Here is a 22,260-nt window from a genome sequence, read left to right as displayed (position 1 = left end):
GGCAATGGTCTGCAACACCAGTATCCACCGGTTCAAATCCGGTCTGCGCCTCTTCTAAACTCAGAAGCGAAAGTTTCTGAGTTTTTTTGTGATTCTGATGCAATATGTCATCAGTCAAATAAGGCAATACAGACAGGGGCGAAGCCAGTGATACAGATACATTGACTGCGCCCCTGTTTTGGGAATCATAAAAATACTAAATAGGCATTTTTTGATATGTTTCAGAGGTATTAGACATTTCAAAAGGTGTTTTTTATAATGAAGGTACAATATGAAAGTCAAATAATGAAGCTGAAGCAGTCTGATTTATCAAACTGCAGAGATTATCAGGAGAAGGAGGAGAGATGATGAAGAAACGATGGATGGCGACACTGCTTGCATCAGCGCTTATAGTATCTTTGGCAGGTTGCAGTGGACGAACAGAAGAATCAACGGATGAAAGTCGTCCTGTTCAGATGCAGGAAGATACAGAAAGTGGAAACGAAAGCCAAAATACAGCAGAAACACAGAGGAAAGTTCTCATTGCATATTTTTCATGGGCGGACAATGCAATACTTGAGGAGGATGTGGATGCAACGACATCTCCAAGTGTGATCCCACCTGGGAATGTCCAGCAGCTGGCGGGCTGGGTCCAGGAGGAGACAGGAGGCGATCTTTTTTCTATCCGTGTGGCGGATCCGTACCCAAGTGATTGGGATGAATGTTTGGAACGTGCCAACGATGAGCGGGCGGAGGATGAAAGACCGGAACTTGTGGAAAATGTAGAAAATCTGGATCAGTACGATACGGTTTTTCTGGGATATCCTAACTGGTGGTACGGGGTCCCTATGGCATTGCTATCTTTCCTTGAGGAAAATGATTTTGCGGGAAAACAGATTTACTTATTTTGCTCTCACGGAACAGGAGGACTTGCCGACAGCGTGGAGATCATAACAGATACGGTGCCGGATGCCGAGATTTCAGATCAAATTTTTGACTGCTATGAGGAGGATGCGGCATCTTCCAGGGAAGAGATCGTACGGTGGGTACAGGAGTTGGGATACAAAGCGGATTCCCAGGAAGATGGAGATACACTCAATCTCCAGATCGGCGATGCGACTTTGACAGCAACGCTGGAGGACAATTCTTCTGCTCAGGCACTAAAGGAGATGTTAGCAGACGGACCGGCAACGCTTGATATGCAGGACTATGGGAATATGGAGAAAGTGGGAAGTTTGGGACAGAGTCTTCCAACTAATGATGAACAGATTACGACAGAAGCAGGAGACTTGATTTTATATCAGGGCAATTCATTTGTTATTTATTACGCATCGAATTCATGGAATTTCACACGTCTTGGAAAGATCAATGACGCTAGCGAAGAGGAGTTGCGGGAAATTCTTGGAGAAGGGGATGTAACGGTTTCCCTTTCACTTGCAGAGTAAGCTGACACAGTGTAATGAAGAGTTAAAATGAATGAGGAAAGGGAGCACAGTCAAGGATAATGATATGACTGTGCTCCCTTTTAATGATCATTATTTTTTACTGCAATTTTGAATAAGCTTCGTCATCTACTTCTTCCAGCCATTCGTTGCTTGTCTCTGTGCCCGGAACTTCGAAAGCGATGTGAGAAAACCAGCTGTCAGCCTTCGCGCCATGCCAGTGTTTTACTTCCGGTGGAATTACAATAACAGTTCCCGGTTCCAGACTTACAGCGAGCTTTCCCTCTTCCTGATACCAGCCGCTTCCGGCTGTGCAGATGAGGATCTGTCCACCGCCTGTTTTGGCGTGATGGATATGCCAATTGTTACGGCATCCCGGTTCAAATGTGACATTAGCCAGAGCAATGGTGCTTTCTCCCGGCTTTGTGAGTGGATTTAAATAAGAGTTCCCGATAAAATATTGGGCAAAAGCAGAATTTTCCTGTCCGAGACCAAATACATTTGCTTTGTCGAATGTTTCTTTGTCCTGAATCTTCATAATAATCTCTCCTTAAACAATCTGATTTTCTTCTTTGCTTTTACGTATACTATAGCGGAGATAATCAAGGTGGGTCAGCTGTTTCTCGCGGAAATGAATCTCGTCCAGAAGATTCTGCCGCTTCAGATCTAGCATCCGAAGGCGCTGGTCTTTGCTGCTTTCATTCTCCAGCAGTAATTTCATATATGTCTCTATTTCTGAGATTTCAAAACCGATCTCGTGGAGTGTCATGATCAGGCTCAGGCGCTCCAAATCTGTATCATCATACTGCCAGGACCCCATCACTTTTTTAACTGCTCCGCACAGTCCCCAGCGCTCATACTCGTGAAGAATTTCAAGAGGTATGTTGTAACGCTCGCTTGCCTCGTCGATCGTCATTTGTCCCCTCCTCTCTGCATGCCGGTTCTCTGTTCGGCGATATAGGAGATACCGTACAAAATGAGTATTTCTTTGAACAATTCTATTGTAGTCGGTATATGAATCTATGTCTAATGCTTATATCCAATTTCAATAAATGCCTGAAAGGTATTTTTGTTTTGCTCAATCATTGCGAAGAGTTGAAAGATACTGGCGGGTATAGTCAATGAATGCATTGCTGGCGCGGGAGAATACCTGAGCCTTTTTCCAGACAAGAACCGTTCCTGATTCAAGTCTTGGATTAAAAGGAATAAACCGCAGACCGTCATAGGAGCAGTTCATCTCCAAGGTAATGACGCTGCCAAGGCGGCATCTGGCAAGAGCGGCGAGATTGTAGAGAAGATTCCCAGACGCGATATTCTGAAGCTGCTCGGAATAGTCTCCAAACCAGTTTAAAAGTTCGTTTCTTACAATTTCACGCTGTGTCATGATCACGGGAAAGCGGACCAGTTCCTGGGCCGTCACTTCTTTCTTTTCAGCAAGATCAGAATCTTCGTTTACGAGGACTCCCCAGCATTCTTTAAACGGTGTTCGGACAAAATTATATTTTAAAATGTCTACCGGCTCTACCAGAAGCCCCATGTCCAGGAGGCCTCGATCGATCCGTTCTTTGATATTATCCGCATTTCCGCTGTAAATTTCGAACTGTACCTGGGGATGTTCTTTATGAAAAGATGTGATCAGTTCCGCAAGAAACTGTGAGCTTTTGAGTTCGCCGCTCCCAATAGAGATCTTGCCTGTAAGCTGACTTGTCTTGTGATGCATGTCTTCCACCGTTTTTTCGGACAGCGAAACAATCTCTTCTGCACGACGGCGCAGAAGCATTCCGGCCTCGGTAAGGATGATGCGGTGTTTGCTTCTCTGGAACAGTTTTACGCCTAATTCCTCTTCAAGCTGGATCAGCTGTCTGGAAAGAGTAGGCTGTGTGATGTGGAGCAGTTCAGCGGCATGGGTAATGTTTTCCTCACGCGCGACCATCAGAAAATATTTTAGTACACGAATCTCCATATTGATACCTCCTCATGATTCTTTCAGTGTAGCACGGGAAAGAAAAGACGGTCAAGAAAGAAATGCTTAAAGAGCATTTATTAAAATCCAATATAAGTATTAGACATTTCAGGATGAGATCGATACACTGAAAATATAGAAAAAATACAGAAACCGGAGGAATGAGACGATGAAGCCCAAAATGCTCATAAAAATGACAGTGGATCTTGTTATGGCAGTACTGCTTCTTTTGCTGATGGCTTATATGCTGGTAGGGGAGGAAGTCCATGAATGGCTTGGTTTAGCGATGTTCCTGCTTTTTGTCCTTCATCATCTGCTGAATTGGAACTGGCACAGGAATCTGACAAAAGGCAGGATTACGGGAGTGAGGATCGTACAGACGACAGTAGATTTTTTGCTGCTCTTATCCATGATCGGTTCCATGATAAGTGGAATCATGATGTCAAGGACTGTATTTGCGTTCCTGCCGATATCGGGAGGCATGGGCTTTGCCAGAACGCTTCACATGCTGTCTGCCTATTGGGGATTTATTTTGATGAGTATTCATATAGGCCTGCATTGGGGCATGATCATGGGAATGATGAGAAAAATGACGGGAATCAAAAAGACGTCGGCGATTCGGACCAATGCAGCGCGCATACTGGCACTGTCGGTAAGCGTGTTTGGAATTTATGTATTTGCAAAACAGGATATTGCTTCGTATCTGTTCTTACGGAATATGTTTGTGTTTTTTGATATGAGTCAGCCTCTTGTATTATTTCTGGCAGAATACATCGCTATGATGGGGATGTGGGCGTGCCTCGGGCATTATTTGGCGATTTTGTTGTCCAAGACAGGAAAAAGACGGTCAAAATCAGGGGGCAATGTCATTTAAACCATGGAAAACCGCATAAGTTTTACCTATGTATTTCTATCATATATAAGTATTTGCTGTTTTTGTGCGGCGGTTTTAAACTAAAATAAAAAAGGGATGATAAAAAATGAAGAAACGAGTATTGGTAATTTCTACAAGTTTAAGAAACAACAGTAATTCTGAAATATTGGCAGATGCTTTTCTGGATGGCGCACAAAGTGCAGGACACGAGGCGGAGAAGGTAAGTCTCAAAAACAAAACGCTTGCATTCTGCCGTGGATGTCTTGCATGTCAGAAAACAGGAAACTGCGTGATACATGATGATGCCGAGGAGATTGTGGAAAAGATGTCCCATGCAGATGTACTTGTATTTGCAACTCCAATTTATTACTACGAGATGAGCGGCCAGATGAAAACGCTGATTGATCGGGCAAATCCGCTTTTTACTGCGGACTATGCGTACCGGAAAGTCTACCTTCTTGCAACAGCCGCAGAGGATGACCTCCATGCCATGGACGGAGCGCTGAAGGGACTTCAGGGATTTATTGACTGTTATGAGAAGGCAGAGCTTGCAGGAACTGTGTTTGCCGGGGGCGTAGATGCACCGGGAACAGCAGCGGATCATGCGGCAGTAAAACAGGCTTATGAAATGGGAAGACAGGTATAAAAATGAATACAGAACTCTTTATTAAAGCTATGAATACGGGAGAAAAAGTAAAGGCGGGGGCAGTGGTCACAAAAGATGTTCCGGCAGATACGGTGGTGGCAGGAGTGCCTGCGAAAGTGATCAAGACAGTTCAGGAGGATATCATACTATGAAGAAAGAAATGAAAGAAGTCAATCAGGCATATTTAACAGGAGAACGCCCTCTGTTCCATGAAAACAATTTAAGAATCAACGAAACCATTTTTGCAGACGGGGAGTCTCCTCTCAAAGAATGCAGTGATATAGAGCTGAAGAACAGCATGTTCAAGTGGAAATATCCGCTTTGGTACAGCAAAAATATTGTGGCAGAAGACTGCACCTGGTTTGAGATGGCGCGTGCGGGAGTATGGTATACGGATCATCTGACAGTGAAAAATGCGGTAATCGAAGCGCCAAAGAATTTCCGCAGGTGCCATGAACTTACACTTAGCAATGTGTCTCTTCCGAATGCGGCCGAAACTCTTTGGAGCTGTGATGGCGTGGAGATGGAACATGTGATGGCAAAAGGAGACTACTTTGCCATGAACAGCCAGAACATGAAAATCAATGATTTTCAGCTGGTGGGAAATTATTCTTTTGACGGAGCAAAAAATGTAGAAATCCACAATGCAAAGATGCTGTCAAAAGACGCATTCTGGAACAGTGAAAATGTGACGGTATATGATTCTTTTATTTCAGGAGAGTATCTTGGATGGAATGCAAAAAATCTGACACTTGTAAACTGTACGATCGAAAGCCTTCAGGGAATGTGTTACATCGAGAACCTTGTCATGAAAAACTGTACGTTGCTGAACACGACTCTGGCATTTGAATATTCTACGGTGGATGTGGATATCCGCGGAAAGGTTGACAGTGTGATGAACCCGACAAGCGGGGTTATCCGGGCTGGAGCGATCGGGGAACTCATTATGGAGAAAGATAAGATCAACCCGCAGGACACAAAGATCATATGTCCGGAAATTGGCCGTGAGCTGGAGCATATGTGTGCATAGCAGAAGGGATGGCTGCGATGTTATTTGGCATGGCATAACGGGAGGAGAGAAAGATCATGGATAGTATATTTGACAGGGAAATAAACCGAAGAAACACAGGGAGTATGAAATGGGATGTGCCGGAAGGAGAGCTTCCGATGTGGGTGGCGGATATGGATTTCCAGACCGCACCGGCAGTCACGGAAGCCATAATAAAAAGAGCAGAGCATGGAGTGTTCGGGTACACATTGATCACGGATGAATGGTATCAGGCTTATCAGAACTGGTGGAAAGAGCGTCACGGATTTGAATTACAAAAAGACTGGCTCCTCTTTTGTACCGGTGTGGTCCCGGCCATATCAAGCATTGTTCGGAAAATGACTACTGTAGGGGAGAAGATCGTAGTCATGACACCTGTTTATAATATTTTCTTCAACTCGATCTTGAACAATGGAAGAAATGTTCTGGAGAGCAGATTACAGTATAAAGGCGGAGTATATGATATAGATTTTGCGGATCTGGAAGAGAAATTGGCTGATCCCCAGACTTCTATGCTTATTTTATGCAACCCGCAAAACCCCGTAGGAAAAATCTGGGGCAGTGAAGAACTCAGGAAGATCGGCGAATTGTGCAGCAGATATCATGTCCTTGTATTGTCCGATGAAATTCATTGTGATATCACAAAACCAGGGCAGAAATATATTCCGTTTGCGTCGGTGTCGAAGGCTTGCCGGGACATCAGTATTACCTGTGTGGCGCCGACAAAAGCTTTTAATCTGGCGGGAATCCAGACAGCGGCAGTCATCATACCGGATCCGGTACTAAGACACCGGGTAAACAGAGGACTGAATACCGATGAGGTGGCAGAGCCAAACGTATTTGCGGCTATCGCACCGGCAGCAGCTTTTGGCCACGGAGGGGCATGGCTGGATGAACTAAGAACGTATCTCTGGAAGAATCGAGAGTTTGCGGAGCAGTTTATAAAAGAGCAAATTCCTTATGTCTCTCCAGTGGAAGCAGAAGCCACCTATCTTTTATGGCTGGATTGCCGGAAGCTTCAGACAGATTTATCACAACTGTGTCAATTCATCCGAAAAGACAGCGGACTTTACGTCTCCGATGGAAGAGAATACAGAAACGGCGATGGGTTCCTCAGAATGAATCTGGCTTGTCCAAGGATACGGCTGGAAGACGGCTTGAGGAGATTGAAAAAGAGTATCGCAGCAGTATAGCCACACCAATTTTACTGCCTGGTCTTGTTTTTATGTGTAAGAGCATATAAAATAAGAACCAGGCAATTTTGATTTCAATCGGTTTTTGAAATCGTCTGTATCATTTCATGTTTTCGTTCGAAGTACGATTTCTAGTACACTGATGTCATGATATTCAAGTAAATAAAAGTATAAATGAGGAAAGATATGGAGTTTTGTGATATTCTGTTAAAAGTTGGATTTTTTGTAATCCTGCTTTTTTTGTCGTGGAAGGATTGGAAGGAGAAGAGGCTTCCCGATCGGTATGCGGCTGCGGTTTTCATTCTTGGCATGGCTCGGAGTCTGATGGATCCGGACGGTATTGTGGGCGCAGCGGCGGGAATATTCGTGGTAAGCCTCCCGCTGTTTTTGATCACTGTATGGACAAATGGCGCGTTTGGAGGCGGCGATATCAAGCTGGCAGCGGCCGCCGGGTGTTTTATGGGATGGAGAGCGTGTCTAAATGGATTTGTATATGGTCTGATGTTCAGCGCCGTCTATGCGTTGGCTCTCACGGCAGGGGGAAAAGGCAGAAAAAAGGGTCAGAAGACGCTTCCGCTGGGGCCATTTTTGGCAGCAGGTTTTATACTGGTGGAAGTGTTTGAGAAAGAAATCTATTTATTTTGATCCAAAAGACACCTTTGCAAAATAAAAAATTTGAAAAATTTCTATAAAGATCTGTAACGAAAGAATGTGAAATCGGATAGATGGGTACAGGAGGTGATCAAGAGATGAATATGGATGAGGTATACCGGAAGCATGCCGAGACAGTTTTTCGATTCCTGATGACACTTTGCCATGAAGAGGAGACGGCAAGGGAACTGACTCAGGAGACATTTTATCAGGCAATCCGGTCATCCGGGCGGTATGACGGGACATGCAAAGTCTCCACATGGCTCTGCCAGATCGCAAAGCACCTGTGGTACCGGGAGATTGAGAAAAGAAAGAAGAAGGGAACGCTTCCGCTTGATGAGGACGTTGGACAGCCGACAGAAGGAGTCGAGAGGGAGATCGTCATAAGGGAGGAAAAGATGGAACTGTTCCGGAAAGTACATCTTCTCGACGAGACGTCAAAAGAGGTCGTGCTGCTCCGGATCACGGGAGAATTTTCATTCCGGGAAATAGGAGAGATTTTTGGAAAACAGGAAAACTGGGCCAGGGTAACATTTTATCGTGCAAAGCAGAAACTTGTGAAAGGAAGGGAAGAATCATGAAGTGTGATATCATAAAAGATTTATTGCCAAGTTATATCGATGGGCTGACGAGCGAAGCCAGCAATGAACTGATCCGGGAGCATCTGGAGAGCTGTTCGGAGTGCCGGTCATACTATGAGGAGATGAAGCGTGAGATTACTGCGCCGGAGATCGTAGCCCGGAATAAAAAAGAGATCCGGCCATTTCGGAAGTGGAAAAGAAGGATATGGAAAGCGGTGGGTATCACGGCGGCAGTTTGTGTTCTTGTGTTCGGCGGCTGGATGTATCACTTTGAGAAAACATGGCTTGTAGATTCCGGGGATGTGACATTTGAGTATGAAAAGAATGGAGAGGTCGTAACTCTTAAGATCATACCGAAAAATGAGAAGGTGCATTTGAGCGGTGCATTTTACGATAATAAGGAATTTGAGGCAGACATTCAGGCACAGTGGGACAATCCGCTTAACAGGTCGCTGCAGGAAAATGCATATGTGGGATACACATATGTGGATGAGGACACGATCTTGACAAGGGCTGGAGAAGAAATGGATCTGGATGAGGATGACTGTTTCGAAATCCGGTTTGCAGACAGAACGGTAAAGGTCAATCTGCAGGCGTTCGGAAATGAGGAGACGTGGAAACAAGCGTTTGACCCGGAGATCGTAAAATAGAATTGGAAGAAAGATGGTCTTGATTGAAAAAGAAAAAAATGTCATAATATTCCTTAGCGAAAGATAGTGGAGGAAGAGGATTGTACAAACTAAGAGGAAAAATCATTCACGGAAAAGGGAATGGAAGGAAGGTCGGAATGCCGACTGCAAATCTGGACTATGGATCTGAACAGGGACTTCCAAAGCAAGGAGTCTACGGAGTTATAGCAACAGTAGACCAGGTAAGCTATATCGGAGTGACGAATGTAGGGACGAGGCCTTCCGTGGACGATGACTCCCACATTACAGTAGAGACGTATATACCGGAGTTGGATATGGATTTGTACGGAAAAGAGATGGAAGTGGAGTTCCATCTGTTCCTCCGGGGCGTGAAGAAATTCGCCTCATTGGAGGAAGTAAGACAGCAGGTGGAAGAAGATATTTGCCGGACGAGGGCATATTTTCTTTCGGAAGGAGATACAGATGACGAAGAAGACCAGAAAGAGAAGAAAAGGAAGAAAATGGAATAAAAGCCTCCTGATACCGATATGTCTGCTTGGCATATCGGTATTACTTATGGCCGCATCGATCTATATGGAAGGATTTGCAAACTGGTATACAGAGCATATTTACCCGGTTGTATCAGGGGCTATGGGAAGGCTTTTTGGCATGATACCGGTATCGGTGGCGGAGATCGGTCTGTATCTGCTCGTGCTGATTCTTGTGTTTGGACTGATCTATATTGTTTTATCGGTTTTTCACAGGGCCTGGACACGACAGAGGAGTAAGAAGACAGCAAAAGTACTGCTCTGGATCGTCTCACTCCTTCTTTTTCTCTATGTGGTAAACTGCGGGATCAATTATAGGAGTGCTTCGTTCTCCGAGAAAAGCGGTATACAGACGAGAAAGTACACAGTGGAGGAGCTGGCAGAAGTATGCCGGATTTTGACGGAGAAAGTGCAGAAAACGGAGCCGGACATTGCAAGAGATGAGGATGGCAGGATGATTTTCGAGACATCTGAGAAGAAGAATGCGGTAAGGGCCATGCAGCATCTTGGGGAGACGTACCCAGATTTCGAAGGATATTATCCGGAGCCGAAAGGACTGTTATTTCCGGATTTCCTTTCGTGGCAAGGACTGACAGGAGTGTACTCACCGTTTACTGTGGAGGCAAATTACAACAATGCCATCACGGAGTACAGTATTCCATTTACGATGTGCCATGAGCTTTCACACCTGAAAGGGTTTATGCAGGAGCAGGAGGCAAACTTTATCGCCTGGCTTGCGTGCGATAGCTCGGATATACCGGAATTTCAGTACAGTGCCGCGCTGTCAGGGTGGGTTTACGCGACAAACATGCTTTGGGATTATGATCCCGATACATACGAGCAGCTTTACGCCGCGCTGCCAGATGGGGCAAAGGCGGATCTGCAGGCGGGAAACGAATTCTGGGACCGCTATGAAGGGAAGATCCAGGAAGTGTCAAATAAGATCAACGACGCCTATCTGAAGACGAACGGGCAGAAGGATGGGGGGGAGAGTTATGATAAGATGGTAGATATGCTGGTGGCATATCTTATCGGGTAGTCTGCCGACGTCATTTATATATTAATAAGAGATTATGAGAGGAACAGGAAGAAATGAGAATTTTGAAACAGCTGATGATCATTTTGTTCATATCATTTTTGGGAGAAATACTGAAGATGGTCATTCCGCTGCCGATTCCGGCCAGCGTATACGGGCTTGTGATCATGGTGGCAGCGTTAAAAACAGGAATTCTGAAACTGCATCAGGTAAAAGATGCATCATCGGTGCTGATCGAGACTATGCCGGTTATGTTTATTCCGGCGGCGGTCGGGCTGATGACCGCGTGGGGAGCGCTCCGGCCGATCTGCGGACCGGTGGCCGTTATCACAGTTACCACGACTGTGATCGTCATGGCAGCCACAGGTGTGGTAACGCAGACTATGATAAGAAGAAAGCGAAGGAGAAGGAAATAAAAACATGAAAGAATTGATTTCAGGGGCTCTGTTTTTCGGACCTGCTTTGAGCCTCCTTGCCTATGAAGCAGGACTGATCGTCAAACGGAAGTTTAAACTGGCGATACTAAATCCTCTTTTGATCGCAACGACGATCATTATTGGAGTGCTGGCAGTTGCGGGGATCGAATATGAGAAGTATAATGAAAGTGCGAAATATATCAGTTATTTTCTCACGCCGGCCACAGTGGCGCTGGCAGTGCCGCTCTATGAGCAGCTGTCTCTTTTGAAGAAACATTTTGCCGCGGTTATGAGCGGGATCATTGCCGGAGTGATGGCCAGTATGATCAGTATTCTGCTGTTGTCAAAGCTGTTTGGACTGACCCATGAGCAGTATGTCACGCTTCTCCCGAAATCTATCACGACAGCTATCGGGATGGGAGTTTCCGAGGAGATGGGCGGCATTGTCACGATTACGGTGGCGGTTATCATCATTACCGGAATCGTAGGGGGAATTACGGCCGAGTTTGTATATAAGATTTTTCGTATCACGGAACCGGTGGCAAAAGGACTTGCCCTTGGCACATCCGCTCACGCGATGGGCACATCAAAGGCGATGGAGATGGGAGATGTGGAAGGAGCCATGAGCAGTCTGGCTATAGCTGTGGCGGGTCTTCTTACTGTTGTCGCTGCATCCGTGTTCGCAGAGTTTTTATAGAGAAAAGTCAAGATGAGATGGGAGGAAGAGAAGATGATCTTGTTTAATAATGATTATGCGGAAGGAGCGCATCCGAAAGTGATGGAAAGGCTCCTTCAGACCAATATGGAGCAGACGGTGGGATATGGAGAAGACGCTTACTGTGAGGCGGCCAGGGAGAAGGTAAGAAAAGCCTGCCAGGCACCGGATGCGGATGTCCATTTCCTTGTGGGAGGAACGCAGACGAACATGACAGTTATCTCCGCAGCTCTGCGCCCGCATCAGGGAGCGGTATGTGTACAGACAGGTCATATCAACGTACATGAGACAGGTGCTGTGGAGGCGACAGGACATAAGGTTCTGGCTCTTGAAGGGACAGACGGAAAGATCAAGGCATCCCAGGTGCAGGAAATGTGGAAAGAGCATTGGGCGGACGGAGCGCACGAACATATCGTGCAGCCGAAACTTGTCTACATTTCCCATCCGACGGAACTTGGGACACTGTACACGAAGCAGGAACTGACAGATCTCAGGGCTGTATGTGACGCGTGCGGGATGTATCTTTTCCTGGACGGTGCAAGGCTTGCATACGGTCTCGCAGCAGAAGGGACGGATGTTACACTGGCAGACATTGCAGCTCTTACGGATGTGTTCTACATCGGAGGGACGAAATCAGGGGCGCTCTTTGGAGAATGTGTAGTCATAAAGAGGCGGGAAATCAAGGAAGATTTCCGTTACATGATCAAGCAGAAAGGCGGTATGCTGGCAAAAGGGCGACTGCTGGGAGTACAGTTTGATACCCTTTTTGATGGGGATCTCTATATGGAAATGGGAAGACATGCGGACCGTCTGGCAATGAAGCTCAAAAACGGTCTCAAGGAAAAAGGATATCGCTTTTACATCGACAGTATTACAAACCAGCAGTTTGTTATCGTGGACAATGAAAAGCTGCAGGAGATAGAAAAAAACTTCGTTGTAAACTATGAGAAGAGACTGGATGAGAATCATATGGTAATCCGGATCTGCACTTCCTGGGCAACGAAAGAAGAGAATGTGGATAAATTGTTGGATGTTTTCTGAGAGAGGGGAAATTTGACATGAAAAAGGCGGCAAAAATATGGCAGGTTGTCTGTTGTTTCCTTGTACCTGCCGTCACGCTCTTTTGGAAACTTCCTCCGATTGGCGGAGAACGCTATTTTGCGTTAGGTGCATTTGCAAGAGCCATCGGATCGGGAGATTACTATGGATTCTGGCTTGATTCGACGGCTGGGCCGATGCTGATGTTTTGCCATGCACTGATGCTTTTAGGGAGCATCGTGTATTGTGCCCGCGGAATTCTTGCTTTGTTTGACAAAGAAAAGCGATGGCTTAACATCGTCGGAAGAGCGATGGCGATGCTTGCAATGTACACAGCTCTGATCCCGGCACAGAGCCTTCCGGAACAAGAGAGAGCAGGATACTTTACAGTTGTGTGTATATGTGTGATTCCTCTTCTGGAATATATAGGTTTTCGGTTTTTGGATGAGTGGAAGGAGCAGATGGATTCTTATAGAGAGATTCAGAAGCGGGAAAGGGAAGAAAAGCTCAGACGTAAAAAGGCGCTTTACTTTCCGGGGAAATATCCAAAGGAACTAAAAGGGCTTATCTGGGAAAACTTCCGGAGCAATTTCCAAAGCGGAGGTCTTCTGATTTTTGGAGGAATCATGTGTGGGATATATCTGGTCGTGATCATCGGCCTGGGCCAGATATCTGTGCCGTTGAAGTACGGGACAGGGATGTCCACAGGGAAAATCCTTTTGACGATGGCAGCAGAATTCGGATGGATGATCATGTTCCTCTGCCTCATACTGATGTATTATACTATTTCCAATTACACGAAGACACGGAAGGAAAATTACAGAGCGTTTCTCGTGCTTGGTATCCGTACAAGAACAATCTACCTGATCTTTGCGGCAGAGTACATCATGAGCCTGCTTGTGGCATATGTGGCCGGAATGGTCGGGGGATCCGCTCTCTACATGCTGATACGGTACTGTTTCAGAGATATGACAAAGGGAATCCAGGTGCCGGGAGTTTTTTCCGTGGAAATATTGGGCATTGGGTCAGCGGCTTTTCTCCTGATCGTGCTGTTAGCCACCATGTTCAACCAGGAAAACATTCTGGAGATGGGGAGTTCGACCGTATTTTACGCAGAGAAGAAACCAGAGCCCATACCGGAAAAGGTACTTGGATCCGTAATCTTTGGGCTCCTTTTTTTCGATACTGGAAGAGGAATCTTTGCGATACGGGCATGGACGGACAATCCGGGCAGCTATCTTGCCATTTTGCTGAGTATGTTTTTGCTGCTCTCGGCAGGAATGCTTCTGTATATGAGAAGGCAGAGAAAAAAGCCGGGTGCCTACCAGAAAAATCTGCTGAGAAATAAAAACATTTATTACCGGTTTCGGAGAAACCGCTGGAACACCTTTATTTTTTCAGTTGTCCATTTCTGTGTTTTTGTGATAGTGGGGAGTTCATTTTTGGCGACTGCCATCGCGCCGGCGCCGGAAAAGCTTTACCCGTATGACATTGTATGTATGGGATATGAGCAGGATGTGGAGGAAATCCAGGATATCGCAGCCCGTCATCACGCGAACGGAAGATCATATCCGATGGTAAGGATCACAGCACGGTACGCTTCGGAATCAATGCAGTCGGCAGAATCGTTGATTTCCGTACTCTGGCCGCAGGGACAAAATGTGGCCATCTCGGAATCGACATACAAAGAGATGAAAAAAGAGCTTGGGAAAAAAGCGAAAGATCTGGATCTGAAAGGGAAAGAGATGCATATTGTCTACCAGGAAGATGTGGCGATGTCTCCGAAAATGATAGAGACAAGCGGAAGCAGGCTTGCTTACCGCATGAGATTTGGCCAGCCGCTTAATCACTACGACAATACGGAGCGCAACGATGTATTTCCGTCGCAAAAGGTCGTGAGTGAGGAGAAAGACATTTTAACCGGAGTCTTCTTTGAAGGACAGCAGGAAAATCTCGTCGTCTTGTCAGACGAATGGTTTGATGAAGTGTATTCTGAGATCATGGAATGGAACAGCAAAAACATGGAGCTTCGCATGGAAACTCAGGATGCCCAGTGGGATGCATATCTGGAGGAACACGGAAAGAACATGACGGAAGGCCAGACAACCCTTTTTGTATGGGATGTTCCGGAGGAAGAGTATGACAGCATGATGGAGGAGCTGGGATTTCTCAAAGAGAAGTATCCGATGGATACATCCTGGGATCCGACGGCAGGCCCGCTGTATGGGGCAAGGTCTTACGTAGGAGGCATCGAACCGGTTCGCCTGGAAAATCAGATTGTAAGTATCCTGACCATCGTCATTCTGCTTTCATTCGGACTTCTGCAGGCATATATCAAGACAGAGAGCGAGATGGAAGAGATCATATGGCAGGATCTGTTCCTCCAGAGAGTCGGGATGAAAGGAAAAGAGAGGAGAAAGCTGGTTCGAAGCCAGGTACAGATGAATTTTCGCATTTCCATCTTTGTGGCAGGAGTGATCTCTGTGATCATGTGGGCGACCACGTGTGCGGTAAGATACTATAATGGAATGGAGACCTTGGCCTTTTTTGGAGCAGGCTTTCTTTTCCTTGCAGTGTATGTGCTGATATGGGAAGGCTGGCTTTACCTCATGGAAAAACGGATTTTGAAGGAGACAGAACGGCAATAATGTAAAAACTACGGAATCATGCTGGGAGGTGGATGGGATGTCAATCTTTAGAAGCTATCGGACGAAGGAGAAAGTATCGGTTGGACTCATGTGGGGCATTAATCTGGCCACATTGCTGTATGTGATGATAGAGTATCCGAATCTTCCGGACATCATTCCCCACCATTACGGGTTCTTTGGAGAGCCGGATGAGTGGGGAGGAAAGTGGATGCTATGGATTATGACAGGTGTTCAGATTTTTATTTCAGCAGTCGAGCACGCAGCGCTGCACAGGGCGATAAAGGATAGTGAGAGGACCGGATTTTCCGATATGACGGGCAGGGATGCGCTGTCATCTATGGGACCGGTTGTAGCCGGCGGGATCGGATGGATTACGTTTGCCGGGACTTACTGGGGAAGGCTTGGAAAAGGTTTCCTGATCGTTTTTCTTGGCGCGACAGCGGCAGTGATCATCTATGTATGTGTGAAAGCCAGGAGTAACGCCGGGCAGATAGCCGGGGAGGCGAAAAAACTGGAGAAAAGCACCTGTGAAAGCGGCGGGTATGCTGTCGAAACAGGAGATTTGACATTCCAGGGAAAGATCGCTGTCTGGATGTGGGCAGTCCTGCTTTTCATCAACGGTGCGATGCTTGTGGCAGCTGCTACAGAAGCAGAACAAGGGGAAATCGTGTTCATGGCGATCACGTTGATTTTGATCGACATATTTTTAGTACCAATGTATTTCCGAAACCGTATCCTTCTGAAAGACAAAGAGATGGTCATCTTTTTCGGACTTTTTAAAAAACGGATCGCATATGAAAACATCATATTATTAAAGGAGACACACAATCCGCTTTCTTCTCTGGCCATGTCTCTTGACAGGATTTATATCTATACATTGTCAGGCGATAATGTGATGGTGTCTGTAAAAGATAAAAAAGGCTTTATGCAGGAAGTGTACCGGCGGAAAAGGCTGCAGTAGAAAAACAATGTGAAAGGATGGATTTCAAATGTACACAGCAAAAAAAGACAGATATGAGACAATGTCATACAGAAAATGCGGTAAGAGCGGTCTGAAGCTTCCTGCTGTCTCACTGGGGCTCTGGCACAATTTCGGGAGCAATGCATCCTATGACAATATGAAGGAACTGTGTTTTACCGCTTTTGACAATGGAATTACCCATTTTGACCTGGCAAACAATTACGGTCCGGAAGCCGGAAGCGCGGAGGAAAACTTTGGGCGGATCTTAAAAAAAGATTTGATGAGTCATAGAGACGAACTCATCATCAGCTCAAAGGCAGGATATGATATGTGGGATGGCCCATACGGGAGAGGAGGCAGCAGAAAATATCTGATTGCCAGTCTGGATCAGAGTCTGATGCGGATGGGAATCTCTTACGTAGATATTTTCTACCACCACTGTATGGACTCAGAAACCCCTCTGGAGGAATCGATGGGAGCGCTCGCTTCTATTGTACAGAGCGGGAAAGCACTGTATGTCGGGCTCTCGAACTATGACGGAGAGACTATGGAGAAAGCGGCAAGCATCTTGAGCGAGCTGCATTGTCCATTTGTGATCAACCAGAACCGGTATTCTATATTCGACCGGACTATTGAGAAAAACGGTCTGAAAATGTCCGCAGAGAGGTTTGGAAAAGGCATCATTGCGTTCAGTCCCTTGGCTCAGGGAATGCTCACAGACCGTTATCTGCACGGGATCCCGGAAGACAGCAGGATCCGGACAGACGGGCGTTTCCTGAAAGAAGAGGCGCTGACGGATGCAAGGATGAAAAAGATCTGTGCGCTCAAGGATCTGGCAGAACAAAGAGGACAGACATTGGCACAGATGGCTCTGAATTGGGTTGTAAAAGACAGTGCGGTAACAAGCGTCCTGATCGGAGCGTCCAAGCCTTCTCAGATCGAAGAAAATGTAAAGATGCTGGGCGGATCGCCGTTTACGGAAGAAGAACTGAAAAAGATTGATGAGATCAGTGAAGGGTAAAGAGCCTTTCGACTGATTATAGAAAGGGGCAGCAGCTTCTCGATTTAGATCGTTGAAGCTGCTGCCCCTTTGAGGGTTTATTTTGGCAATTCTTTTGTGAGACATTCTTTCACAAACTGTTCTGCGTGTGATAAGTCAGCTTTGGTAGGATGAATCATCGCCTCGTCAAAATTCAACATCTGCATTTTCAGATGATAATCATGCTTTTCATCTCCGGTCAGCATAGACTCGTATTTCTGCCGTACCATCTGCGGCATCTTTCCCTGACAGAAAAATCCGCCCAGATAGTGATTGTCGTCTTCCAGCCAGATGCGGGCGCTGTTTTCGATATTTTGATAATAATTGTCCTGGTTTGCTGCGCCGCATGTGCCAAACAGGGCAACGTTTTTTAATGAGATCGAAGAGAGGAGATTCCCGACTTCCAGGCTGCAAGTCCCCCGATGTACACAAAAACCGATAAAATAGGTCCGGGCTTCCGGCAGATCAGAGAGCTCGTCAATGCTTCTTAAATCTTTGGACATACCAGGGAGGGCGGAAAAAATAGCTGTTGCAAGCTTTTTTGTATTCCCCGTATTGCTCTGGTATAATACCATGTAATCCAGCATGGTCTGCATCCTCCTTTCCGCTAAAGATATGCAGCTGACCGTTGGGATCAGCTGTTTTTAATAAATTTCGTGCCGCATTTCGGACAGCGGATCTCGATACGCCCTTTCCCGCGAGGGATACGGATCTTTTGGCTGCAGGACGGGCACTTGTAGATATGGTACGATTTCATGTGTCGCACGCGGTATCGGAGATTTCCGAAAGCGCGGCGAAAGCGGGATGTATACTTAAGCCATGTCTGGTTCTCGGCATATCTTCTGGAATGATTTTTGGAAAATATGCGGAAATAGGAATATGCAAGCAAAACGAGGGAAAGAAGATATAAAATCCATCCGTACTCGAAGAAGCCGGACAGCGCAAGAAGGATGATACCTGCGATCACAAGAAATTTGGAGAAAGAATCCACTCCATACCGTCCGTACATAAACCGCATAAATTTGTCTTTCATGTAAAAAACCTGCCTTTATTGATTCTATGTGTAATATATTTTACCTTATTTTTTTGAGGAATCAATAAAAGGATTATAAAAATTATATAAAATTGTTTTGCTCCGTCCATTTTTTGGCAAACATTCGAAACGTCTGAACTGCGTGATCCGGGAGGATACCCGGAGGAAATGCCATACCAAGTGTGCGGTAGTATTTGTCCGGGAGAGGAAGGGAGGCAATATCAAAGGAGGCGTGGTCCACAAGAAGTCTTGGAAGAATCGTGATGCCAAATCCTTTTTCGACCATTTTCAGGACAGCAAGATCGTCGTTGAGCTTATAACGTATCCGAGGTACGATGTGATGCTCCTGGAAGAGTTTCCCGGTCTCATATTCCAGACCATCTGCGGATAAGATAAAGTCCTCGTTGTTCAGGTCGGTAAGCTGAATAGACCGGGAAGAGACAAATGGATGATCTTTTGGAGTCACAAGCATCAGTTCATCTTTTCCGAGAGGGAGGAACGGCATATCCGGAACGGAATATTCCGAGACGAAAATACAGTCGAGACGGTTTTCTTTCAGCAGTTGTCTCAGCGGACTGAATCCGTCCACGGAGAGCTCAAAGCGGATGTTTGGGTACCGGTCGGAAAAAGCCTTCATGATATCCGGAAGCCAGTAGTATGAAATGCTCTGGACAGCGCCGATGCGCACATAACCGCTTTCCAGTCCGGCAAGGGAGGAGGCAATGTTTGAGATGCGTTTCTCTTCCCGGCAGATAATGCGCAGAGAATCCAGTATTTCGGCTGTATAAGGCTTTGGCTCCATACCGTTTTTGGAACGGGAGAAGAGCTCAATGCCAAGCTCTCTTTCGAAATTTTTGATCGTCTGACTGACTGCAGACTGTGTATAATTGAACAGAGCAGCAGTCCGGGAAATGCTGCGAGTTTCAAATACACTTAAAATGGTTTCGTATTTATTCATATAGTTGCACCTGCCATTAGAAAAATTGAAGGATGTCATTAGGAAATATTGCTTTTGTAATTCAAAATTGCATCCTATTATAAACATATATGCTAAAATAATGTCAAGAAGCTGGAGAAAAGAGATCTCCGGAAAATATCAAAAACAGGAGGGTTCTAACATGGGAACAGAATATTGGAACGGCGCCGAGGCGGCGCACAGAAGAGTAATGATGAAAGCAGCCGGATACTCCGATGAAGATATCCGTAAAAAACCACATATCGGTGTGCCGAACTCTTATATGTCCGGATCACCTGGATCTGCACATTTAAGACAGATAGCAGAAGCGGTAAAAGAAGGAATCTGGGCTGCAGGAGGAGTGCCGGTGGAATTCGGAATTCCGGCTACATGCGGAAATATCGCAAACGGAGCAGAAGAGCTCAAATACGAACAGGTAGGCCGTGACATTGTGGCCATGTCTGTGGAATTTGTCACACGTGTACATAATTTCGACGGGCTTGTCATGATCGCATCCTGCGACAATATTATTGCCGGATGCTACCTTGCTGCTATGCGCCTTGACATTCCGTCCATGATTGTGACAGGAGGATCTATGCAGCCGGGACAGTACTGTGGGAAGACAGTAGTGGAGGCGGATCTTGACTCTGCCAGATTTTCTGGTGTAGGAGAAGAGGAACTTATGGAAATGGAAGACAGTGTCTGCCCATCCTTTGGGGCATGTCCGTCTATGGGAACTGCAAATACCATGCAGATGCTTGGGGAAGTGCTTAATCTTGTTCTGCCTGGCACATCCACGATCCCAGCATCAGACAATGCGAAGCTTAGAAGAGCCAGAGAAGCAGGTAAGTATGCTGTGCGTCTTGTGAAAGAAGGAAGAAAACCGTCGGAACTTATCACAAAAGAAGTGCTTATGAATGCCATTATGTTTGACATGGCGGTGGCAGGTTCTACCAATGCTGTACTCCACATCCTCTCCTACGCATATGAACTGGGTATCAAGCTTACATTAAATGATTTTGAAAAATACGCAAAAGAGATCCACTGTATCAACGCGGTAGTGCCAAGCGGCCCGTACACCGTAGTGGATTTCCACTATGCAGGCGGCGTCATGAATGTCATGAAGATGCTGGAGAGCAAGCTTTTTACAGATGTGCCGACCATGTACGGTTCTACATGGAAAGAGCTCCTTTCCAAAGTAAAACCGCAGGAAAACAAAGTTATCCATTCGCTGGAACGTCCGCTCTTTGAGGAACCGGGACTTAAGATCTTAAGAGGGAATCTTTCCCCGAACGGTGCTATTGTGCGTCCGACAGCTGTCTATGACGAAGTGAAATATATGAAGGGCAAAGCAAAAGTATTTGATGGCGACAGAGCGGCTTTCGAGGCTATTTCATCCGGAAAGATCGTGCCGGGAGATATCATTGTTATTCGTTATGAAGGATGCAAAGGTGCTCCAGGAATGAAAGAGCTGATGCTCAGCATCGACGCACTGATCGGTCTTGGTCTTCACAAGAGTGTGGGCTTGATCTCAGATGCGAGATTTTCCGGATTTAACTACGGTGCCATCATCGGACATGTATCTCCGGAGGCGTACGATGGAGGAACAATCGCCTTTGTGAAGGATGGAGATGAAATCGTTATCGATATTCCAAACGGGGAAGTCAATCTTCTCGTATCAGATGAAGAACTGGAAAAAAGAAGAGAAAATTGGGTATGTCCTCCGCTGAAAGAAGAAAAAGGCTGTCTGAATATTTTTGCAAGAATGTGCCGCCCGGCTGAAGAAGGCGGAGCAATGCAGCCTTGGGATCTCGACGCGAAATTTCATTAAAATAGAAAACAGTTCAAGTGCATAGATGCAGAACAGGAGGAAACAACATGTTATTATTGTCAAAAGAAGATATCAAAAAAGTGTTTACGATGAAGGACGCCATTGAAGCGGACAAAAAAGCATTTCAGCTTGTAGTGGAAGGGAAATGCGATTCTCCGATCCGGACGAATATACAGGCGCCGAAGTATGATGGAAGCTTTTTGTTTATGCCGGCGTACGTTGAAGAGATGGATGCGGCATCACTGAAAATTGTCAATATTTTCCCACACAACATTGACAATGGAATTCCATCTTCCCCTGCTCAGGTGCTTCTCATCGATGGAACAAATGGATTGGTTCAATCTGTCATGGACGGAACATATGTGACACAGCTGCGTACAGGCGCGGCATCCGGTGCAGCTTTCGATCTGCTGGCTAAGAAAGACTGTCGGATCGGGGCTCTCATCGGGACAGGCGGACAAGCTGCGACACAGCTGGAAGCGATGCTTGCAGTAAGAAATCTGGAAGAAGTGAGGGTGTATGACCTGAATTATGAAAGAACCCAGGAATTTGCAGCGAGGATGCAGGAGGAGCTGAAAGAATACGGAGTAAGAATTGTGGCTGCAAAATCCTCAGACGAGGCTATTGACAATGCAGATCTTTTGATCACGGTAACACCTTCTTCGAAACCGGTTTTTGACGGAGCGAAAGTCAAAAAAGGAGCAACTGTAAGCTGTGTGGGAGCTTACCAGCCTCATATGCAGGAAATGGATCCGGTCATCCTTACCCGTGCTTCCAAGATCTACTTTGACTCTGAGGAGGCGGTTCTTTCCGAATCCGGAGACATTCTGATTCCATTAGGCGACGGAACAATCACAAAAGAAGATTTTACCGGCGACCTGGGAGATGTCATAAGAGGAAAGATTGTGGGACGTGAAAACGACGAAGAAATCATCGTGTTTGAGACGGTCGGCGTGGCTACTCAGGATCTGATCGCTGCAAAAGCAATTTATGACAAGGCAGTGGAAGCTGGAATCGGAACACACTGGAACTAG

At 46.0% G+C, this 22,260-nt stretch carries 25 protein-coding genes; 19 read left to right on the top strand and 6 right to left on the bottom strand.

The window, feature by feature from the left end; all coding sequences use genetic code 11:
- Nucleotides 1-344 precede the first annotated feature (344 nt).
- Nucleotides 345-1,424: a cyclophilin-like fold protein gene (locus ACLROL_RS09020; protein WP_413067714.1), complete on the top strand. Its 1,080-nt coding sequence runs from the start codon at nt 345-347 to the stop codon at nt 1,422-1,424.
- A gap of 97 nt (nt 1,425-1,521) precedes the next feature.
- Here the strand turns inward: ACLROL_RS09020 and ACLROL_RS09015 are convergent, their stop codons facing one another.
- From ACLROL_RS09015 to ACLROL_RS09005, 3 genes are all read right to left on the bottom strand, one after another.
- Nucleotides 1,522-1,959, bottom strand: coding sequence for a cupin domain-containing protein (locus tag ACLROL_RS09015; protein ID WP_087212072.1), 438 nt, complete (start codon nt 1,957-1,959; stop codon nt 1,522-1,524).
- 12 nt (nt 1,960-1,971) lie between these two features.
- Nucleotides 1,972-2,337, bottom strand: a complete 366-nt coding sequence (locus ACLROL_RS09010) for a MerR family transcriptional regulator (protein WP_413067713.1) — start codon at nt 2,335-2,337, stop codon at nt 1,972-1,974.
- A gap of 162 nt (nt 2,338-2,499) precedes the next feature.
- Nucleotides 2,500-3,384 carry a LysR family transcriptional regulator gene (locus tag ACLROL_RS09005; protein WP_087203132.1) on the bottom strand — a complete coding sequence of 295 codons (885 nt, stop codon included), beginning with the start codon at nt 3,382-3,384 and terminating at the stop codon, nt 2,500-2,502.
- A 169-nt stretch (nt 3,385-3,553) separates the two neighbouring features.
- Here ACLROL_RS09005 and ACLROL_RS09000 point away from each other — a divergent pair, with 169 nt between their 5' ends.
- From ACLROL_RS09000 to ACLROL_RS08925, 16 genes are all read left to right on the top strand, one after another.
- A complete protein-coding gene (locus tag ACLROL_RS09000; protein WP_413067712.1) occupies nt 3,554-4,258 on the top strand; it encodes a DUF4405 domain-containing protein in 705 nt (234 codons plus the stop codon).
- Between the two features lie 106 nt (nt 4,259-4,364).
- Nucleotides 4,365-4,904, top strand: a complete 540-nt coding sequence (locus ACLROL_RS08995) for a flavodoxin family protein (RefSeq protein WP_413067711.1) — start codon at nt 4,365-4,367, stop codon at nt 4,902-4,904.
- A gap of 2 nt (nt 4,905-4,906) precedes the next feature.
- Nucleotides 4,907-5,056 carry a hypothetical protein gene (locus tag ACLROL_RS08990; RefSeq protein WP_413067710.1) on the top strand — a complete coding sequence of 50 codons (150 nt, stop codon included), beginning with the start codon at nt 4,907-4,909 and terminating at the stop codon, nt 5,054-5,056.
- An 8-nt stretch (nt 5,057-5,064) separates the two neighbouring features.
- Nucleotides 5,065-5,934 (top strand): DUF3737 family protein, encoded by an 870-nt coding sequence (locus ACLROL_RS08985; protein WP_087203162.1) that lies wholly within the window; start codon nt 5,065-5,067, stop codon nt 5,932-5,934.
- 56 nt (nt 5,935-5,990) lie between these two features.
- The gene (locus ACLROL_RS08980; protein ID WP_413067709.1) at nt 5,991-7,145 is read left to right on the top strand and encodes a MalY/PatB family protein; all 1,155 of its coding nucleotides are present in this window, start codon (nt 5,991-5,993) and stop codon (nt 7,143-7,145) included.
- Between the two features lie 186 nt (nt 7,146-7,331).
- Nucleotides 7,332-7,790 carry a prepilin peptidase gene (locus ACLROL_RS08975; protein WP_413067708.1) on the top strand — a complete coding sequence of 153 codons (459 nt, stop codon included), beginning with the start codon at nt 7,332-7,334 and terminating at the stop codon, nt 7,788-7,790.
- 104 nt (nt 7,791-7,894) lie between these two features.
- Nucleotides 7,895-8,377: an RNA polymerase sigma factor gene (locus ACLROL_RS08970; protein ID WP_087203138.1), complete on the top strand. Its 483-nt coding sequence runs from the start codon at nt 7,895-7,897 to the stop codon at nt 8,375-8,377.
- Nucleotides 8,374-9,027 carry a zf-HC2 domain-containing protein gene (locus ACLROL_RS08965; protein ID WP_413067707.1) on the top strand — a complete coding sequence of 218 codons (654 nt, stop codon included), beginning with the start codon at nt 8,374-8,376 and terminating at the stop codon, nt 9,025-9,027. Before ACLROL_RS08970 ends, ACLROL_RS08965 begins: the two co-directional genes overlap by 4 nt.
- A gap of 80 nt (nt 9,028-9,107) precedes the next feature.
- The gene (locus ACLROL_RS08960) at nt 9,108-9,536 is read left to right on the top strand and encodes a riboflavin kinase (RefSeq protein ID WP_087212049.1); all 429 of its coding nucleotides are present in this window, start codon (nt 9,108-9,110) and stop codon (nt 9,534-9,536) included.
- On the top strand, nt 9,490-10,593 hold the full coding sequence (locus ACLROL_RS08955) for a DUF3810 domain-containing protein (RefSeq protein ID WP_413067706.1): 1,104 nt from the start codon (nt 9,490-9,492) through the stop codon (nt 10,591-10,593). Before ACLROL_RS08960 ends, ACLROL_RS08955 begins: the two co-directional genes overlap by 47 nt.
- Before the next feature lie 53 nt (nt 10,594-10,646).
- Entirely contained in the window at nt 10,647-11,006 is a 360-nt protein-coding gene (locus ACLROL_RS08950; RefSeq protein WP_087203142.1) for a CidA/LrgA family protein, read from the top strand.
- Nucleotides 11,007-11,010: 4 nt separating this feature from the next.
- Entirely contained in the window at nt 11,011-11,703 is a 693-nt protein-coding gene (locus tag ACLROL_RS08945) for an LrgB family protein (RefSeq protein WP_087203143.1), read from the top strand.
- Between the two features lie 33 nt (nt 11,704-11,736).
- Nucleotides 11,737-12,762: a threonine aldolase family protein gene (locus ACLROL_RS08940; RefSeq protein WP_413067705.1), complete on the top strand. Its 1,026-nt coding sequence runs from the start codon at nt 11,737-11,739 to the stop codon at nt 12,760-12,762.
- 17 nt (nt 12,763-12,779) lie between these two features.
- Nucleotides 12,780-15,407, top strand: coding sequence for an ABC transporter permease (locus ACLROL_RS08935; RefSeq protein ID WP_413067704.1), 2,628 nt, complete (start codon nt 12,780-12,782; stop codon nt 15,405-15,407).
- A gap of 37 nt (nt 15,408-15,444) precedes the next feature.
- On the top strand, nt 15,445-16,368 hold the full coding sequence (locus ACLROL_RS08930) for a DUF1648 domain-containing protein (protein WP_413067703.1): 924 nt from the start codon (nt 15,445-15,447) through the stop codon (nt 16,366-16,368).
- Between the two features lie 28 nt (nt 16,369-16,396).
- The gene (locus ACLROL_RS08925; RefSeq protein ID WP_413067702.1) at nt 16,397-17,389 is read left to right on the top strand and encodes an aldo/keto reductase; all 993 of its coding nucleotides are present in this window, start codon (nt 16,397-16,399) and stop codon (nt 17,387-17,389) included.
- Nucleotides 17,390-17,466: 77 nt separating this feature from the next.
- On the opposite strand, the gene bilS is transcribed toward ACLROL_RS08925, so the two are convergent.
- The 3 genes from bilS to ACLROL_RS08910 form a co-directional block, all read right to left on the bottom strand.
- A complete protein-coding gene (bilS, locus tag ACLROL_RS08920) occupies nt 17,467-17,994 on the bottom strand; it encodes a flavodoxin family protein BilS (RefSeq protein WP_087203148.1) in 528 nt (175 codons plus the stop codon).
- A 47-nt stretch (nt 17,995-18,041) separates the two neighbouring features.
- The gene (locus ACLROL_RS08915) at nt 18,042-18,440 is read right to left on the bottom strand and encodes a hypothetical protein (RefSeq protein WP_087203149.1); all 399 of its coding nucleotides are present in this window, start codon (nt 18,438-18,440) and stop codon (nt 18,042-18,044) included.
- 82 nt (nt 18,441-18,522) lie between these two features.
- Nucleotides 18,523-19,398 (bottom strand): LysR family transcriptional regulator, encoded by an 876-nt coding sequence (locus ACLROL_RS08910; protein ID WP_087203150.1) that lies wholly within the window; start codon nt 19,396-19,398, stop codon nt 18,523-18,525.
- A gap of 160 nt (nt 19,399-19,558) precedes the next feature.
- Here ACLROL_RS08910 and ilvD point away from each other — a divergent pair, with 160 nt between their 5' ends.
- Together ilvD and ACLROL_RS08900 are read left to right on the top strand one after the other, a co-directional pair.
- On the top strand, nt 19,559-21,226 hold the full coding sequence (gene ilvD, locus ACLROL_RS08905) for a dihydroxy-acid dehydratase (protein ID WP_413067701.1): 1,668 nt from the start codon (nt 19,559-19,561) through the stop codon (nt 21,224-21,226).
- Between the two features lie 47 nt (nt 21,227-21,273).
- A complete protein-coding gene (locus ACLROL_RS08900; RefSeq protein WP_287448156.1) occupies nt 21,274-22,260 on the top strand; it encodes an ornithine cyclodeaminase family protein in 987 nt (328 codons plus the stop codon).

The sequence above is a fragment of the Sellimonas sp. genome (assembly GCF_047234585.1).
GTDB classification, from domain to species: domain Bacteria; phylum Bacillota; class Clostridia; order Lachnospirales; family Lachnospiraceae; genus Sellimonas; species Sellimonas caecigallum.
The sequence above is the reverse complement of the archived record's forward strand: the minus strand, read 5'-3'. Positions and strand labels throughout refer to the sequence as shown.